At 55.2% G+C, this 15,236-nt stretch carries 17 protein-coding genes; 3 read left to right on the forward strand and 14 right to left on the reverse strand.

Features of this window, described 5'->3' with window-relative positions; genetic code table 11:
- The first annotated feature begins 255 nt into the window (after window positions 1–255).
- Window positions 256–1,806, forward strand: a complete 1,551-nt coding sequence (gene mltF / locus BFV65_RS15310; RefSeq protein WP_069596825.1) for a membrane-bound lytic murein transglycosylase MltF — start codon at window positions 256–258, stop codon at window positions 1,804–1,806.
- On the opposite strand, the gene tadA is transcribed toward mltF, so the two are convergent.
- The 4 genes from tadA to murQ are packed head-to-tail and all read right to left on the reverse strand — an operon-like array spanning window position 1,694 to window position 5,167.
- Window positions 1,694–2,233: a tRNA adenosine(34) deaminase TadA gene (gene tadA, locus BFV65_RS15315; RefSeq protein ID WP_022651606.1), complete on the reverse strand. Its 540-nt coding sequence runs from the start codon at window positions 2,231–2,233 to the stop codon at window positions 1,694–1,696. The two genes, mltF and tadA, sit on opposite strands and share 113 nt — an antisense overlap.
- A 24-nt stretch (window positions 2,234–2,257) precedes the next feature.
- Window positions 2,258–2,893, reverse strand: a complete 636-nt coding sequence (gene yfhb, locus BFV65_RS15320; protein ID WP_023300730.1) for a phosphatidylglycerophosphatase C — start codon at window positions 2,891–2,893, stop codon at window positions 2,258–2,260.
- 3 nt (window positions 2,894–2,896) lie between these two features.
- Window positions 2,897–4,261: a PTS transporter subunit EIIC gene (locus tag BFV65_RS15325; protein ID WP_069596826.1), complete on the reverse strand. Its 1,365-nt coding sequence runs from the start codon at window positions 4,259–4,261 to the stop codon at window positions 2,897–2,899.
- A gap of 9 nt (window positions 4,262–4,270) precedes the next feature.
- Complete coding sequence (murQ, locus tag BFV65_RS15330; protein ID WP_069596827.1) at window positions 4,271–5,167, reverse strand: N-acetylmuramic acid 6-phosphate etherase; 897 nt, start codon at window positions 5,165–5,167, stop codon at window positions 4,271–4,273.
- A gap of 118 nt (window positions 5,168–5,285) precedes the next feature.
- On the opposite strand from murQ, the gene BFV65_RS15335 reads away from it, so the two are divergent.
- Window positions 5,286–6,134, forward strand: coding sequence for a MurR/RpiR family transcriptional regulator (locus BFV65_RS15335; protein ID WP_023300733.1), 849 nt, complete (start codon window positions 5,286–5,288; stop codon window positions 6,132–6,134).
- A 56-nt stretch (window positions 6,135–6,190) separates the two neighbouring features.
- Window positions 6,191–6,451, forward strand: a complete 261-nt coding sequence (locus BFV65_RS15340; protein WP_023300734.1) for a YfhL family 4Fe-4S dicluster ferredoxin — start codon at window positions 6,191–6,193, stop codon at window positions 6,449–6,451.
- Here the strand turns inward: BFV65_RS15340 and acpS are convergent.
- The 10 genes from acpS to rseA all read right to left on the reverse strand — a co-directional run bounded on the left by acpS (window position 6,448) and on the right by rseA (window position 15,223).
- Entirely contained in the window at window positions 6,448–6,828 is a 381-nt protein-coding gene (gene acpS, locus BFV65_RS15345; RefSeq protein WP_015572144.1) for a holo-ACP synthase, read from the reverse strand. The genes BFV65_RS15340 and acpS overlap by 4 nt on opposite strands.
- The gene (pdxJ, locus tag BFV65_RS15350) at window positions 6,828–7,559 is read right to left on the reverse strand and encodes a pyridoxine 5'-phosphate synthase (protein WP_015572143.1); all 732 of its coding nucleotides are present in this window, start codon (window positions 7,557–7,559) and stop codon (window positions 6,828–6,830) included. Before pdxJ ends, acpS begins: the two co-directional genes overlap by 1 nt.
- A 75-nt stretch (window positions 7,560–7,634) precedes the next feature.
- Window positions 7,635–8,342 (reverse strand): DNA repair protein RecO, encoded by a 708-nt coding sequence (recO, locus tag BFV65_RS15355; RefSeq protein ID WP_015572142.1) that lies wholly within the window; start codon window positions 8,340–8,342, stop codon window positions 7,635–7,637.
- 17 nt (window positions 8,343–8,359) lie between these two features.
- Entirely contained in the window at window positions 8,360–9,265 is a 906-nt protein-coding gene (gene era / locus BFV65_RS15360; RefSeq protein WP_022649038.1) for a GTPase Era, read from the reverse strand.
- Complete coding sequence (gene rnc / locus BFV65_RS15365) at window positions 9,262–9,942, reverse strand: ribonuclease III (protein ID WP_023300736.1); 681 nt, start codon at window positions 9,940–9,942, stop codon at window positions 9,262–9,264. The genes era and rnc overlap by 4 nt, the downstream gene beginning before the upstream one ends.
- A 223-nt stretch (window positions 9,943–10,165) precedes the next feature.
- Window positions 10,166–11,140 (reverse strand): signal peptidase I, encoded by a 975-nt coding sequence (gene lepB / locus BFV65_RS15370; protein WP_069596828.1) that lies wholly within the window; start codon window positions 11,138–11,140, stop codon window positions 10,166–10,168.
- Between the two features lie 15 nt (window positions 11,141–11,155).
- On the reverse strand, window positions 11,156–12,961 hold the full coding sequence (gene lepA / locus BFV65_RS15375; protein WP_022649041.1) for a translation elongation factor 4: 1,806 nt from the start codon (window positions 12,959–12,961) through the stop codon (window positions 11,156–11,158).
- Between the two features lie 185 nt (window positions 12,962–13,146).
- Window positions 13,147–13,623 carry a SoxR-reducing system protein RseC gene (gene rseC / locus BFV65_RS15380; protein ID WP_022649042.1) on the reverse strand — a complete coding sequence of 159 codons (477 nt, stop codon included), beginning with the start codon at window positions 13,621–13,623 and terminating at the stop codon, window positions 13,147–13,149.
- On the reverse strand, window positions 13,620–14,573 hold the full coding sequence (rseB, locus tag BFV65_RS15385; protein ID WP_022649043.1) for a sigma-E factor regulatory protein RseB: 954 nt from the start codon (window positions 14,571–14,573) through the stop codon (window positions 13,620–13,622). Before rseB ends, rseC begins: the two co-directional genes overlap by 4 nt.
- The gene (gene rseA / locus BFV65_RS15390) at window positions 14,573–15,223 is read right to left on the reverse strand and encodes an anti-sigma-E factor RseA (RefSeq protein ID WP_048966848.1); all 651 of its coding nucleotides are present in this window, start codon (window positions 15,221–15,223) and stop codon (window positions 14,573–14,575) included. The genes rseB and rseA overlap by 1 nt, the downstream gene beginning before the upstream one ends.
- Window positions 15,224–15,236 lie beyond the last annotated feature (13 nt).

Raw genomic sequence — 15,236 nt, forward strand, 5'->3', positions numbered from 1 at the left:
TTCGAAGCGCCGGGGCGCTTACAGTGTGCGCAAGGGGGGAAAACGGGCGTCATTATAGAGAATCCTGAGCGCTGACGAAACCGTTTGCGTCGAAATAAAATCATCCTTTTTGTTTAACAATAGATGTGACCTGTCTCTCTAATTGGTTGCCAACTGGCGCTACTTTGCGCAAAATGCCGCTCAATCAATGGCAAACTCTACTCTTAACATGACTACAGCACACTGAGGCAACCGGCGTCGCAGAGAATTAACTAATTGAAAAAATTAAAGATTAATTATCTGCTCATCGGCATTGTTACGTTGCTGCTGGCAGTGGCCCTCTGGCCGTCTATCCCCTGGTTCGGCAAAGCCGAAAACCGTATCGCCGCCATTCAGGAGCGGGGGGAGTTGCGCGTCAGTACCCTCTCCTCTCCGCTTATATACGACGATATCAACGGTAAAACCATTGGTCTTGATTACGAACTGGCACAGCTGTTTGCGGACTATCTGGGCGTGAAGCTGAAAGTCACCGTGCGGCAGAACATCAACCAGCTGTTTGATGATTTAGACCATGACCGTGCCGATATTCTCGCCGCAGGTCTGGTGTACAACAGCGAACGCAGCAAAAATTATCAGCCGGGCCCGACCTATTACTCTGTGTCGCAGCAGGTGGTTTATCGTGTGGGTAGCTTGCGCCCGCGCTCACTGGCCGACATTACCGACCAGCAATTGACCATTGCGCCGGGCCATGTGGTGATTGACGATCTGCGGGCGTTGAAAGAGAAAAAATACCCGAACCTCAGCTGGACGGTCGATCCTAAACTCGGCACTACCGAATTGCTGGAGCAGGTAAAAGATAAAAAGCTGGCCTATACCATTGCTGATTCGGTGGCGATCAGCCTTTTCCAGCGCGTTCATCCTGAAATCGCCGTGGCGCTGGATGTGACCGATGAACAGCCGGTAACCTGGTTTACCCAGTTAGACGACGATCAAACCGTCTCTGCGGCTATGCTCGATTTCTTTAATTCCATCAATGAAGACGGCACCCTGGCGCGTCTGGAAGAGAAATATCTCGGTCACGGTGACGATTTTGATTACGTTGACACCCGCACCTTCCTGCGCGCGGTGGATAGCGTGCTGCCGGACCTGCAACCGCTGTTCGAGAAGTACGCTCAGGAGATTGACTGGAAGTTACTGGCGGCAATTTCCTACCAGGAATCGCACTGGGATGCTCAGGCCACCTCCCCCACGGGCGTTCGCGGGTTGATGATGCTGACCAAAAATACCGCGCAGAGCCTCGGCATTAGCGATCGAACCGATGCGGAACAGAGCATCAGCGGCGGCGCGCAATATTTACAGGATATGATGGCGAAAGTGCCGGAGACGGTTCCTGAAGGGGAGCGGATCTGGTTTGCGCTGGCCGCCTATAACATGGGTTATGCCCATATGCTCGACGCGCGGACGCTGACGGCAAAAACCAAAGGTAACCCGGACAGCTGGTCAGATGTAAAACAGCGCCTGCCGCTGCTTAGCCAGAAACAGTGGTACCAGAAGCTGACGTACGGCTATGCGCGCGGGCATGAAGCGTATGCCTACGTGGAAAATATTCGTAAGTATCAGATAAGCCTGGTGGGATATCTGCTGGAGAAAGAAAAAGAGGCGGCCGAGGCGCAACAGCTGGCTGAAAGCTATCCGGTGGTCGCACCGGACGAGCTTAATCACCCTGCGGTTTCAATTCTGCCTTTTGTTGCTTTTTCTGCTGCCGACGCATTCGAAAAAAGTCACTTAACAGACCCGAACATTCTGGTGCAAGTACCCCGCCGATAGTTTTCACCTGGTGGTTCATCCCCGGATGCCCAAGCACGTCCATCAGTGAACCAGCAGCGCCCGTTTTTTCATCCCGCGCACCAAACACCAGCGTACCGATTCGGCTGTGCACCATCGCCCCGGAGCACATCACGCACGGTTCAAGGGTGACGTACAGGGTGGTATCAAGCAGACGATAGTTTTGCAGCACCAGTCCGCCCTGACGCAGCGCCATAATTTCAGCATGCGCGGTAGGATCGTGACGGCCAATCGGACGGTTCCACCCTTCACCAATTACCTGATTGTTATGGACCAGCACCGCGCCCACGGGAACTTCGCCCTCTTCCCAGGCGCGCTGAGCCAGCGCCAGCGCGTGGCGCATCCAGTATTCATGATTGTGTTCAGGGTTGGACAAGGGCTGATACTCCAGTCGAAAAGCGGGCGGCATTATACACAGCCGGTACAGATAAGACTATTCGAGTTGCTGAAGTTCGCCCAGAGGGGTGACGCGCCAGCGGTGCTGGCAAAAATAGAGAAGCGGGTTGTCCTGCTTGCTGTCGCTGTAGCCGCTGTACAGACGCAGCGGCGTACCGATGCGTTTCTCCAGCTGCACCACTTTTTCATGTCCGAGGCAGCGCAGGGTAAGCACCCAGCCGCCGTAGCCGCGCGCGATCTGCGTGGCGATAAGGTTTACGCGCGGCAGCCAGGGCGTATCAAAATAGACCTGCTCTACCAGCGTCTGCGGGGAGCCGGTAATCAGCCAGATATCAGCATCGTTGGCGTCGAGATAGCTGGTCAGGCGCGCCTGGACCACGGGAAACGCGGCGACGTGCCCGCGAAACCAGTGGGCAAAATCCTGTTCAAGCTGCTTAAGACGCGCTTCGCTATGACCAAACGTGCATCCCCAGAGCAGCAGGCTCATCGGCCAGCGCGCTGAACGGCCTTTCACCAGTAGCGCGATGCCAATAACGGGTAACAGGGGCAATACCAGCAACGCGTTAAGGGGCTGGCGCCGCAGCAGATAGCGCATAAAGGTGCCGAACATATCCTGCTGATGCAGCGTTCCATCCAGATCAAAAAAGACAACGCGACGCTCGTGATTTGCCAAACCTTACTCCTCTGGGTCGTTGAATCCTAATAGCCAGGTAAACAGGAACCCGGCGATCACCGCTACCAGATAGCCTAACAGATAGAGCATCACTTTTCCGGTCACGATGGTTAATGCCAGCGGTAAACCGGAAATCCCGAAGGTGATAACGGTCGCCACTTTCCAGTAGCTAATCAACGCCCCGCCCACCGCGCCACCGAGACAGGCGGCCAGGAACGGCTTGCCCAGCGGCAGCGTAACGCCGAAAATCAGCGGCTCGCCGATACCGAGCAACCCGACCGGCAACGCCCCTTTAATGACCTTTTTCAGACGTGCGTTGCGGGTTTTCATCAGCACCGCGATGGCCGCGCCGACCTGCCCAACGCCCGCCATCGACAGGATCGGCAGCAGGGCGTTATAGCCGTGCGCCTGTACCAGTTCGACGTGAATCGGCACTAGCCCCTGATGCAGACCGGTCAGCACTAACGGCAGGAAGGTTCCGGACAGCACAGCCCCCACCAATAACCCACCGCGATCGATAGCCAGAGATGCGCCGTGGGCGATGGCTTCAGAGATGGCGCCGCCTAACGGTTGCAGCGCCACAATCGCCACGCTCCCGGTAATCAATGTGGTCAGCAGCGGGTTGAGGATCAGCTCAATCGAGCCTGGCAGCACCGCGCGCAGCTTTTTCTCGATCCAGCACATCAGAATGACCACCAGCAGCACGGCAATCACCCCGCCGCGGCCAGGCTGAAGCGCCTCGCCAAACAGCGTAATCTGCGCCAGTTGCGGGCTGGAGAGGATACCCGCCATAACGCCGCCCATCGCCAGCGAGCCGCCAAACACTTTGGCCGTGTTCACCCCCACCAGAATGTTCATGATGGCAAACACCGCGCTGCCGAAAATCGCCAGAATACCCAGCAGGTTCGGATACTGCGTGGCAAAATCCCCGACAATATCCGGACGCTTAAGAATATTGATAATCCCGGTGATCAGCCCCGACGCGATAAACGCCGGGATCAGCGGAATAAAGACGTTAGCCAGTTGGCGCAGCGCATCGCTCATAGGGGCTTTGTATTTGGCTTTCGCCTGCGCTTTGGTGCGTTCCGCATCGTCAAAGGCGGGAGCCGTTTCACCGACCGTCATCAGGGCGCGCATGGCATCAACCACCTGCGCCGCTTTGCCCGGACCGACAATCAACTGGTGCTGTTGCCCCTGCTTAACGTACCCGCTCACGCCGGGAAGCTGCTTAAGGCGCGTCAAATCAAGCTGTTCGTCGTTATGCACCTCGACGCGAACACGCGTCATACAGTTCTCAAGACGCTGAATATTTTTTTCCCCACCGATCCCGAGCAGGATGTCGCTGGCGAGCGCTGCTGTTTTGTCCATACACGCCTCTTATTGGTGTTCTAATGCCGCCCGTAAAAACCCGTGATGGGCTTCGAGTCTGGCTCTGGCCGCGGCTGCATCCAGCCCGGTTAATATCATCAGAATGGCGGGTTTTACATCGTGATCGGTCTGCTGAAGCACCTTTTCCGCCTCTTCACGACTGGCGCCTGTCGCTTCCATCACCATGCGACACGCTCTGTCCACCAGCTTGATGTTAGTGGCCTGCATATCCACCATCAGGTTTTGGTAGACCTTGCCAAATTTCACCATCGCGCCGGTGGAAATCATATTGAGCACCAGCTTCTGCGCGGTACCCGACTTCAGCCGTGTGGAACCGGTGAGCGCTTCCGGCCCGACGACCGGAGAGATGGCAATGGCGGCCACCTTCGCAATCGGCGAGCCCGGGTTACAGGAGATGGCCACTGTGGTGCACCCGGTCTGTCTGGCATATTCCAGTCCACCAATGACGTACGGCGTACGACCAGAAGCCGCCAGGCCGACCACCAGATCCTGCGCGGTCAGGTTCAGCGCCCTGAGATCATCTTCACCAAGCTGTTTATTGTCTTCTGCCCCTTCTACCGCTTTCAGCAGCGCGCCGGGGCCACCGGCAATCAGGCCAACGACCAGCCCGTGCGGAACGCCAAAAGTCGGCGGACATTCTGAGGCATCCAGCACACCGAGGCGCCCGCTGGTTCCCGCTCCCATATAAATAATGCGTCCTCCTGCTTTGAGAGCGTCGGCAGCGGCGTCTACGGCTTTTGCTACCTCAGGCAATGTCTCTTTGACTGCCAGCGCGACGAGGGTATCCTGTTGATTAAAGCGGTTTACCAGCTCCAGCGTGGACAGTGCATCAAGATCCATGGTTTGCGGGTTACGCGTTTCAGAAACAAGAGAGCCAAGATTCATGTTATTTACCTCTGGAATTTTTAATTCATAATAAACGCACTATAATGGAATATAAAATTCATTCAGGCGAGCAAAATTCGTATTTGCGCGGGTAATCACATTTTCGCCAGGAGACCGTATGAACTGTTTAATTCGTATTCGTCAGCGCTACGCAGGGTTTGCCCAGAGTGATAAAAAGCTGGCGGATTTTTTACTTTCTCAGCCCGATCGCGCGCGACACCTCAGCTCCCAGCAGCTGGCAGGCGAAGCCGGAGTGAGTCAGTCGAGCGTGGTGAAATTCGCCCAGAAAATAGGCTATAAGGGCTTTCCGGCGCTAAAGCTGGCGATCAGTGAAGCACTGGTGAGCAACCCGAATCCGCAGTCAATGCCGGTGCATAACCAGATCCGTGGCGACGATCCGATGCGTCTGGTGGGCGAAAAGCTGATCAAGGAGAACGTGGCGGCAATGCATGCCACGCTGGATGTGAACACGGAAGAGAAGCTGCTGGAAAGCGTAGCCATGCTTCGCGACGCGCGGCGCATTGTGTTGACCGGGATCGGCGCCTCCGGACTGGTTGCGCGTAACTTTGGCTGGAAGCTGACAAAAATCGGCTATAACGCCATCGTTGAACAGGATATGCACGCGCTGCTGGCGACCGTGCAGGCCATGGATCCTGACGATTTACTGCTGGCCATCTCCTATTCCGGCGAGCGACGTGAAATTAATATGGCCACTGACGAAGCCCTGCGCGTAGGGGGAAAAATTCTGGCGATTACCGGATTTAGCCCGAATGCGCTCCAGCAACGGGCAACCCGCTGCCTGTATACCATTGCCGAGGAACAGGCCACTCGCAGCGCGGCGATTTCGTCGACGAGTGCGCAGATGATGCTGACGGACCTGCTGTTTATGGCGCTGGTTCAGCAGGATCTGGAGCGTGCGCCAGAACGTATTCGGCACAGCGAAGAGCTGGTAAAAAAACTGGTTTGAACAACGAATGAGCGTATAATGCCCGCCCTGTTTGTGATGTTTCTGAGAATTTCCTGATGGCGCTGTTAATCACCAAAAAATGCATCAACTGCGATATGTGCGAACCCGAATGCCCGAACCAGGCGATTTCGATGGGCGACAGCATTTATGAGATTAACAGCGACCGCTGCACCGAATGCATCGGCCACTATGAAACGCCGACCTGCCAGAAGGTGTGTCCAATTCCCAATACGATCTTAAAAGATCCGGCACACGTCGAGAACGAAGAACAGTTGTGGGATAAGTTTGTCCTGATGCACCATGCGGACAAAATTTAACTCTCAATAATCACCGTCGCACAGGCATAGTGGCGTTCATCTGCAAGCGTTACGTGCATGTGCGCCACGCCCAGCTTTTCCGCCAGCTTAAGCGCCTCGCCCCATAAACGCAGACGTGGCTTACCCAGCTCATCGTTAAACACTTCAAACTGGTTAAACGCCAGGCCGTTACGAATGCCCGTGCCGAACGCTTTCGCCGCCGCCTCTTTTACCGCGAAGCGCTTTGCCAGAAAGCGCACCGGCTGTTGATGCGCCTCCCAGATAGCCCATTCGTTATCGCTCAGCACGCGTCTTGCGAGGCGATCGCCGCTGCGGGCGATCACCGCTTCAATGCGGGCTATTTCGACGATGTCGGTGCCTAAGCCCAGAATAGCCATTACTGACGCGCTTCCAGCATCAGGCGCTTCATCTCGGACACCGCCTCTTTCAGGCCACTCATCACCGCACGACCAATAATGGCGTGGCCAATGTTCAGCTCATGCATTTCCGGCAGGGCAGCAATGGCTTTTACGTTGTGATAGGTCAGGCCGTGACCGGCGTTCACCTTCAGTCCCAGGCTCGCGGCGTAGGTTGCCGCTTTGGCGATTCGCTCCAGCTCTTTCGCCTGCGCTGCGTCGTTTTCGGCATCGGCATAGCAGCCGGTGTGAATTTCAATATACGGCGCACCCACGTCGGCAGCGGCTTTAATCTGGGTGAAATCAGCGTCGATAAATAAAGATACCAGGATACCGGCATCCGCCAGGCGTTTGCAGGCATCGCGCATTTTGTCGAGCTGCCCGGCCACATCGAGACCGCCTTCGGTGGTCACTTCCTGACGCTTTTCCGGCACCAGGCAGCAGAAATGCGGTTTGGTCTCGCAGGCAATCGCCAGCATCTCTTCTGTCACCGCCATCTCGAGGTTCATGCGGGTATCCAGCGTCTGACGCAAGATGCGCACGTCGCGGTCAGTGATGTGGCGACGATCTTCACGCAGGTGGACGGTAATGCCGTCGGCGCCAGCCTGCTCAGCGATAAATGCCGCCTGAACCGGATCGGGATACGCGGTACCGCGTGCATTACGTAACGTGGCGATGTGATCGATATTGACGCCTAACAGTAATTCAGCCATGACAATCCTCGGTATTTTTGGTCATTTACCTTCTCCCTCTCCCTCCGGGAGAGGGCTGGGGTGAGGGGTAAAACATTAGCGTTTCGGCATAAACTGCCTGAATAATTCGCGGCTCTTTAAAGGTTTGCCCCCAAGATACGGCTTGAGCGCGATTCGGGTAAAGCGTTTTGCCGCACGCAGGGTGTCGGCGTCCGGGAACTCGCGTTCATACAGTGCTCTGAGCTGGCGCCCGGTAAAAGTGCTGTTATCGACGACGACACTGGCAATAAAGCCCTTTTCCTCACGATAGCGGTAGGTCATGGTGTCTTCTACCTCGTCTCCGCTTCCCGCACAGTGCAGAAAATCAACGCCGTAACCAAGGTGCCCGAGCAGCGCCAGTTCGAAACGACGCAGCACAGGCTCAGGGGTGCCGGTTGCGCCAGCAAGTGCCTGAATACAGTGCAGGTAATCAAAGAAAAGTTCAGAGAAGCGGGTCTCATGTTCAAGAACCCGTGAAATGAGTTCGTTGACATACAAACCGCTGTAGAGCGTGATACCAGAAAGAGGAAGCGCCAGGGAGACGGCTTCAGCACTGCGCAGGGTTTTGACTTCCCCTCGCCCGCCAAAGCGGACCAGCAGCGGGGTGAAAGGCTGCAAGGCACCTTTCAGATTAGAACGTCTGGAACGTGCGCCTTTGGCAACAAGGCGCACGCGACCGGACTCTTCCGTGAAGACGTCCAGCATCAGGCTGGTTTCGCTCCAGGGACGACTATGCAGGACAAAGGCGCGCTGCCATCCATCCATATGCTCGTCGTCTTAGGTTACTGATCTTCGCCGTAACCGAGGCTGCGCAGCGCACGCTCATCATCGGCCCAGCCAGATTTCACTTTCACCCACAGTTCCAGGTGAACCGGTGCTTCAAACATGTCCATCATGTCTTTACGGGCTTCGATTCCGATAGTTTTGATCTTGGCACCTTTATTGCCGATCACCATCTTCTTCTGCCCTTCTCGCTCAACGAGGATCAGACCGTTAATATCGTAGCCGCCACGCTCGTTGCTCTGGAAACGCTCGATCTCCACCGTCACAGAGTACGGCAGTTCAGCGCCCAGGAAACGCATCAGCTTCTCACGGATGATTTCAGACGCCATAAAACGCTGAGAGCGATCGGTGATGTAGTCTTCCGGGAAGTGATGAGTCGCTTCCGGCAGATGTTTACGCACGATGCCCGCGATGGTATCGACGTTCAGACCCGTTTCCGCAGACAGCGGGACGATGTCCAGGAAGTTCATCTGGCTGCCCAGCCATTGCAGATGCGGCAGCAGATCGGCTTTTTCCTGCACGTTGTCCACTTTATTGACCGCGAGGATCACCGGCGTTTTGCCGTCACGCAGCTTGTTCAGGACCATTTCGTCGTCCGGCGTCCAGCGGGTGCCTTCCACAACGAAAATCACCAGCTCTACGTCGCCAATGGAGCTGCTCGCCGCCTTGTTCATCAGACGGTTGATGGCACGCTTCTCTTCCATGTGCAGGCCCGGGGTATCGACGTAGATCGCCTGATAAGCGCCTTCAGTATGGATACCGACGATGCGGTGACGCGTGGTCTGCGCCTTACGCGAGGTAATGGAAATCTTCTGTCCAAGCAGATTATTCAACAGGGTGGATTTACCAACGTTCGGACGTCCGACGATGGCAATAAATCCGCAATACGTTTTTTCTTCGCTCATTCCAGCTCCAGCATTTTTAACGCCTGTTCGGCGGCAGCCTGTTCAGCCTTACGACGGCTTGAACCCGTGCCGACCACCGGTTCACTCAGGCCACTGACCTGGCAATGGATGGTAAATTCCTGATCGTGCGCTTCGCCACGTACCTGCACCACCAGATAGGATGGCAGCGGGAGGTGACGACCCTGCAAATATTCTTGCAGACGCGTTTTCGGATCTTTTTGTTTATCGCCCGGGCTGATTTCGTCCAGACGGGTCTGATACCAGTTCAGGATCATCTTTTCTACGGTCTGGATATCGCTGTCCAGGAACACGCCACCGATTAAAGCCTCGACCGTATCGGCAAGAATGGATTCACGTCGGAACCCACCACTTTTCAGCTCACCCGGCCCCAGACGCAGACACTCACCCAGCTCAAACTCGCGTGCGATTTCAGCGAGGGTGTTGCCGCGCACCAGCGTGGCGCGCATGCGGCTCATATCACCTTCGTCCACACGCGGAAAACGATGATAAAGCGCATTTGCAATCACGAAACTTAAAATAGAGTCGCCCAAAAACTCGAGACGCTCATTATGTTTGCTGCTGGCACTGCGATGGGTTAATGCCTGTTGCAACAACTCCTGATGATGAAAAGTGTAGCCCAGCTTCCGTTGAAGCCGATTAATTACGATGGGGTTCATGCGATACCAATAAATGAATGCGTCAAAAATGCAGCACACGAAACCGACCTGAGAAAACCAACGCGGTTTCGTGTGCCGTGGCACCCTTGCAGGGCCAACCTTAAACTTCGGGGGAATATTCTATACGCAACGACAGGGGATGTCGTTAGTTCAAAGAGATTTATCGCTGAAATAATTCACGTAGCGGTGAATAAAAGCCGCTACGTGTTATTTTTGACGAAAATTAATGAATTCCGCCAATACGATTCAGGCGAACGCCGGTCGGCCACTCGCCTTCCTGCTTCTCGAAACTCATCCAGATAGCGGTTGCTTTACCGACCAGATTCGCTTCCGGCACAAAGCCCCAGTAACGGCTGTCCGCAGAGTTATCGCGGTTGTCACCCATCATGAAGTAGTGTCCCGGCGGCACAATCCAGGTCGCCAGCTGCTGGCCTGGCTGCTGGTAGTACATTGCTAGCTGGTCCTGTGCGATTGGCACGGTCAGAATGCGGTGAGTGACATCGCCCAGCGTCTCTTTGCGTTCAACCAGACGAATACCGTTCTCTTTGGTTTCACCTTTTGGCACCTGGAAGAATCCGCTGGTCGCTTCACCGCCATTACGGCGGGCGAAGGTCTGCACAAAATCACTTGGCTCAACGTTGGAGTAAGTGACTGGCAGCGCATTTTCACATGCAGTTCCAGAGCTACAGCCTGGCTGAATCCTCACTTCCTTCGCTATCGGATCGTAGGTTACTTTATCGCCCGGCAGACCTACCGCGCGTTTAATATAATCCAGCCGTGGATCTTCCGGATATTTAAACACCACGATGTCGCCACGTTTCGGATGACCCGTTTCGATCAGCGTTTTCTGGTAGATCGGATCTTTGATGCCATAGGCAAACTTCTCAACCAGAATGAAATCACCGATCAGCAGCGTTGGCATCATCGATCCTGACGGGATCTGGAACGGTTCATAGATAAATGAACGCACCACCAGCACAATCGCCAGCACCGGGAAGACCGATGCCCCTGTTTCCAGCCAGCCCGGTTTTGGGCCGACTTTTTTCAGGGTTTTCGCGTCCAGCGTATCGCCCGTGGCTGCCTGCGCGGCAGCCTGACGTTCACGGCGTTTTGGGGCGAAGATAAACTTATCCAGGCACCATAACAGACCTGTTACCAGGGTAGCGATGACCAGGATCAGGGCAAACATGTTCGCCATGCCAACTCCTTAAGGTTATTTACCGTTTCCGTCTTTACCAACATGAAGGATGGCAAGGAATGCTTCCTGCGGCAGCTCAACGTTACCGACCTGCTTCATACGCTTCTTACCTTCTTTCTGCTTCTGCAACAGCTTTTTCTTACGGCTGACGTCGCCGCCGTAGCACTTAGCCAGAACGTTTTTACGCAGCTGCTTCACGGTTGAACGGGCAATGATGTGGTTACCAATGGCCGCCTGAATCGCAATGTCAAACTGCTGACGCGGGATCAGCTCTTTCATCTTCTCAACCAGCTCACGACCACGGTACGGTGCGTTATCGTTGTGGGTGATCAGCGCCAGGGCATCAACTCGCTCGCCGTTGATCAGCACGTCCACGCGAACCATGTTCGAGGCCTGGAAGCGTTTGAAGTTGTAGTCCAGTGACGCATAGCCACGGGAGGTAGACTTCAGACGGTCGAAGAAGTCGAGCACCACTTCCGCCATCGGAATTTCATAGGTCAGCGCCACCTGGTTACCGTGGTACACCATGTTGGTCTGCACGCCACGCTTCTCAATACACAGGGTGATCACGTTGCCGAGGAACTCCTGCGGCAGCAGCATGTGACACTCTGCGATAGGCTCGCGCAGTTCCTGAATATTATTCAGCGGCGGGAGCTTGGAAGGGCTGTCGACGTAGATGACCTCTTTCGACGTGGTTTCTACTTCGTAGACAACCGTCGGGGCGGTGGTGATCAGATCCAGATCGTATTCACGCTCCAGACGTTCCTGAATGATCTCCATGTGCAGCAGACCGAGGAAGCCACAGCGGAAGCCGAAGCCCAGCGCCGTTGAGCTTTCTGGCTCATAGAACAGGGAAGCATCGTTGAGGCTCAGCTTTCCGAGCGCATCGCGGAAGTTTTCGTAATCGTCGGAGCTGACCGGGAACAGACCCGCATAAACCTGCGGTTTCACCTTTTTGAAGCCTGGCAGCGCTTTATCTGCCGGGTTACGTGCGCCGGTCAGGGTATCGCCCACTGGCGCGCCGAGGATGTCTTTAATTGCACAGACCAGCCAACCCACTTCGCCGCATTTCAGTTCGGTACGGTCAACCTGTTTTGGCGTGAAGATGCCGAGGCGGTCAGCGTTGTAGACCTGCCCGGTGCTCATGACCTTGATTTTGTCGCCTTTACGCATGGTGCCGTTTTTAATACGCACCAGCGAGACAACGCCCAGGTAGTTATCAAACCAGGAGTCGATGATCAGCGCCTGGAGCGGCGCATCCGGGTCACCTTCCGGCGGCGGAATGTCACGCACCAGACGTTCCAGTACATCCGGAACACCTACGCCGGTTTTTGCCGAGCAGCGCACTGCATCGGTCGCATCGATACCGACGATGTCTTCAATTTCTTCCGCTACGCGCTCAGGATCGGCGGCTGGCAGGTCGATTTTATTCAGAACCGGCACCACTTCGAGATCCATTTCCATGGCGGTATAGCAGTTTGCCAGCGTCTGGGCCTCTACGCCCTGCCCGGCATCCACCACCAGCAGCGCGCCTTCGCAGGCCGCCAGCGAGCGTGACACTTCATAAGAGAAGTCAACGTGCCCTGGGGTGTCGATAAAGTTCAGCTGGTAGGTTTCACCATCGGAAGCCTTATAGTCGAGCGTCACGCTCTGGGCTTTAATGGTAATACCGCGTTCGCGTTCCAGGTCCATGGAGTCCAGAACCTGGGCTGCCATTTCACGATCAGACAGGCCACCGCAAATCTGGATAATACGGTCAGACAGCGTCGACTTACCGTGGTCAATGTGAGCAATGATCGAAAAGTTACGTATGTTCTTCATATAGTTAAATAATTATGCCTTACGAATTCCTGGAGGCCGCTGTTCTTAGCCTGACGTTTTTCAGTGCGAAAACGCAGCATTCTACACTACAACCTCGTCTGCTGGAAATGCACTTAGAGTCAGGTATAGCGCGAAGAGACGGCGTTTACTTTATTGCGATGTAAATAATAATAAAGCCCGGCAGATCACCGGGCCTCAGAAGAGAGCGTCTCAACACGAAGTTGGTCGGGTGCCAGTGCAACGCTGAGAATGACGGGCTGCCAGGCTTCCCGGGCGGTAAGCCTTGGGGAAACGCCTTTAGCAAGCCAGAACCCGCCCACACCGCCCAAGGCGGCACCGCACATGGCGGCCAAATCTGTGCCGAACAGCATCTGGAAAACCCCGCCCATCACGAAAAGTCCGGCGAGCGGAGAAAGGTAAACCAGTATGGCGGAAGTGAGCAGGCTGCCTTCAGCGATGCCGAGCTCCACTTTTTGCCCTGCCACCAGCGGCTGATCGCTCGACACAGCAATAGTGTGCGACGTTTGCGGCCCCAGCTTATTCAATACGCGGCTGCCGCAACCGGCTCGCGAAGCGCAGCTGCTGCATGATGCTTTAACGTCACAGCTGACAAGCGCTACGCCATCCTGCCAGGATACGACCGTCGCCCACTCTTTAATCATTGCGCAGCCCTGAATTTAATGCTGTCTGAAATACGTTTTGCTGTTGGCGGCGGTAATTCACCAACAATGGTAATTTCCGCATTATCGCGTACCGTCGTGCTAACCGTCCGGCGACCGGTACGGAGCATCTGTTCGGAACTGTTCGCCGTAGCGCGATTGATATTCACCGAGAAGCTAAATAGCCCATCGGAATAGAGGCGCGACTCAACCGGTGTTTCGATAGTCGGCAGCTGGCGACGGCTGCTGGATACTTCGCTGAATCCTTGCGGGATCCAGGAAGGTACCCAGTTGAAATTGACAGAATCGCCGGCAGGTACGGAAAGCAAAGGCGGCAGGCTGGCTTTGGCCAGATTCTGCATACTGTTGCCAACCTGACCGTTCACGTCGAAGGAGATCACGCGGAACTGCTCCAGCGTTTCACCGTCGCGATCGAGAAGATCAACGCGCATCGGCAGCTTCGTCTCTGCGTCAATCCAGACGATATAGCTGTAACGTGTCCCATCCCGCGCGACTACGCGGATCACTTCGCACAACCTGTCGGCAATACGCGTTCGCCCCACCGAGATAAAATCATAGTAGGGGGCGAGACGTTTAAAATCGGTGTAAATGAGCGATGGCAGGGAATCAACGATGTAGTCACCATTGAGCGTAAACGGCTCAAGGCCTGGCTCGAAATAGCTGATTTCGTTCCCACGCTGGACCACTTCCCGACGCGGGCCATCCATCTGTAAAAGCTGGGCGAGCGGCTGATTATCAAGGCGGGCGTGGCGATAGCGTAACGATTCGACACCCTGCTTATTGATGCTAATAAATGCCAACTCGTAATTGAGTGACTGGCTGGCCAGATTCATTTGCTGCAACAACGCCCCGGATGAAACATCAGCCGAGGCGTTAGCAGAGAAGAACAGGCTACCCGCCATCAAAGACATGGCGAACCAAAGTTGCTTCATTACTGCGATTGCGTTCCTAAAGTTTGGTTTCCTGGCACCTGCACAGCAGCCTGCTGGGTTTGGGCCTGCTCAAACTGAAGCTGCTCGGAGTGCAGACGACGCTGCAACTCGTAATCCTGCAACATCGCATTAATGCGACGACGCTGCTCCTGTACCTGCTGTTGCTGTCCGCCGCTTGCGGAGACATCTGCCGGTACGCCCAGGCTAACCGGACTGGCTTTACCCATCATCGGCAGCGTATTGAACACTGGCGCTTCAGGCTGCTGACTGGCTTCAGACTGGGTATTATAGTGCTGGACCCCAACGATAACTGCAAGCGATACACACGCAGCGACTCCCATCTGGGTGAGCTGGCTGGCCCATGGACGCACCTTGTGCCAGAACGGCATTTTCTGCCATTGGTGAGGTGCAGGCTGCGCTTCAGGAATAAGCGGCGTGGTCTGATGAACAGGTTCGTTCTCAATGGCCGCCATAACGCGTGCTGAGATATCGAAATGGAGAACATCGCTGGTATCACCCCGCAGAGTGTCGCGGATAAGATGATAGTTCTCCCAGGTCTGTTGCATTTCGGGAGAATGAGACAACTCATCGAGCAGCTCACTATCCAGCATTTCACCATCCATTAAAGCGGAAAGTTTTTCTTTCTGCATGCCTAATACCTTT

The sequence above is a fragment of the Enterobacter hormaechei subsp. hoffmannii genome (assembly GCF_001729745.1).
Classification (GTDB): Bacteria; Pseudomonadota; Gammaproteobacteria; order Enterobacterales; family Enterobacteriaceae; genus Enterobacter; species Enterobacter intestinihominis.

Bases quoted from the DNA above. Each gene is read 5' to 3' on its own strand.
- murQ (WP_069596827.1), bottom strand. From the start codon at position 5,167: ATGAATCTTGGCTCTCTTGTTTCTGAAACGCGTAACCCGCAAACCATG.
- BFV65_RS15340 (WP_023300734.1), top strand. From the start codon at position 6,191: ATGGCGCTGTTAATCACCAAAAAATGCATCAACTGCGATATGTGCGAA.
- lepA (WP_022649041.1), bottom strand. From the start codon at position 12,961: ATGAAGAACATACGTAACTTTTCGATCATTGCTCACATTGACCACGGT.
- rseA (WP_048966848.1), bottom strand. From the start codon at position 15,223: ATGCAGAAAGAAAAACTTTCCGCTTTAATGGATGGTGAAATGCTGGAT.
- recO (WP_015572142.1), bottom strand. From the start codon at position 8,342: ATGGATGGATGGCAGCGCGCCTTTGTCCTGCATAGTCGTCCCTGGAGC.
- acpS (WP_015572144.1), bottom strand. From the start codon at position 6,828: ATGGCTATTCTGGGCTTAGGCACCGACATCGTCGAAATAGCCCGCATT.
- era (WP_022649038.1), bottom strand. From the start codon at position 9,265: ATGAGCGAAGAAAAAACGTATTGCGGATTTATTGCCATCGTCGGACGT.
- rseC (WP_022649042.1), bottom strand. From the start codon at position 13,623: ATGATTAAAGAGTGGGCGACGGTCGTATCCTGGCAGGATGGCGTAGCG.
- rnc (WP_023300736.1), bottom strand. From the start codon at position 9,942: ATGAACCCCATCGTAATTAATCGGCTTCAACGGAAGCTGGGCTACACT.
- BFV65_RS15335 (WP_023300733.1), top strand. From the start codon at position 5,286: ATGAACTGTTTAATTCGTATTCGTCAGCGCTACGCAGGGTTTGCCCAG.
- rseB (WP_022649043.1), bottom strand. From the start codon at position 14,573: ATGAAGCAACTTTGGTTCGCCATGTCTTTGATGGCGGGTAGCCTGTTC.
- lepB (WP_069596828.1), bottom strand. From the start codon at position 11,140: ATGGCGAACATGTTTGCCCTGATCCTGGTCATCGCTACCCTGGTAACA.
- BFV65_RS15325 (WP_069596826.1), bottom strand. From the start codon at position 4,261: ATGGACAAAACAGCAGCGCTCGCCAGCGACATCCTGCTCGGGATCGGT.
- tadA (WP_022651606.1), bottom strand. From the start codon at position 2,233: ATGCCGCCCGCTTTTCGACTGGAGTATCAGCCCTTGTCCAACCCTGAA.
- pdxJ (WP_015572143.1), bottom strand. From the start codon at position 7,559: ATGGCTGAATTACTGTTAGGCGTCAATATCGATCACATCGCCACGTTA.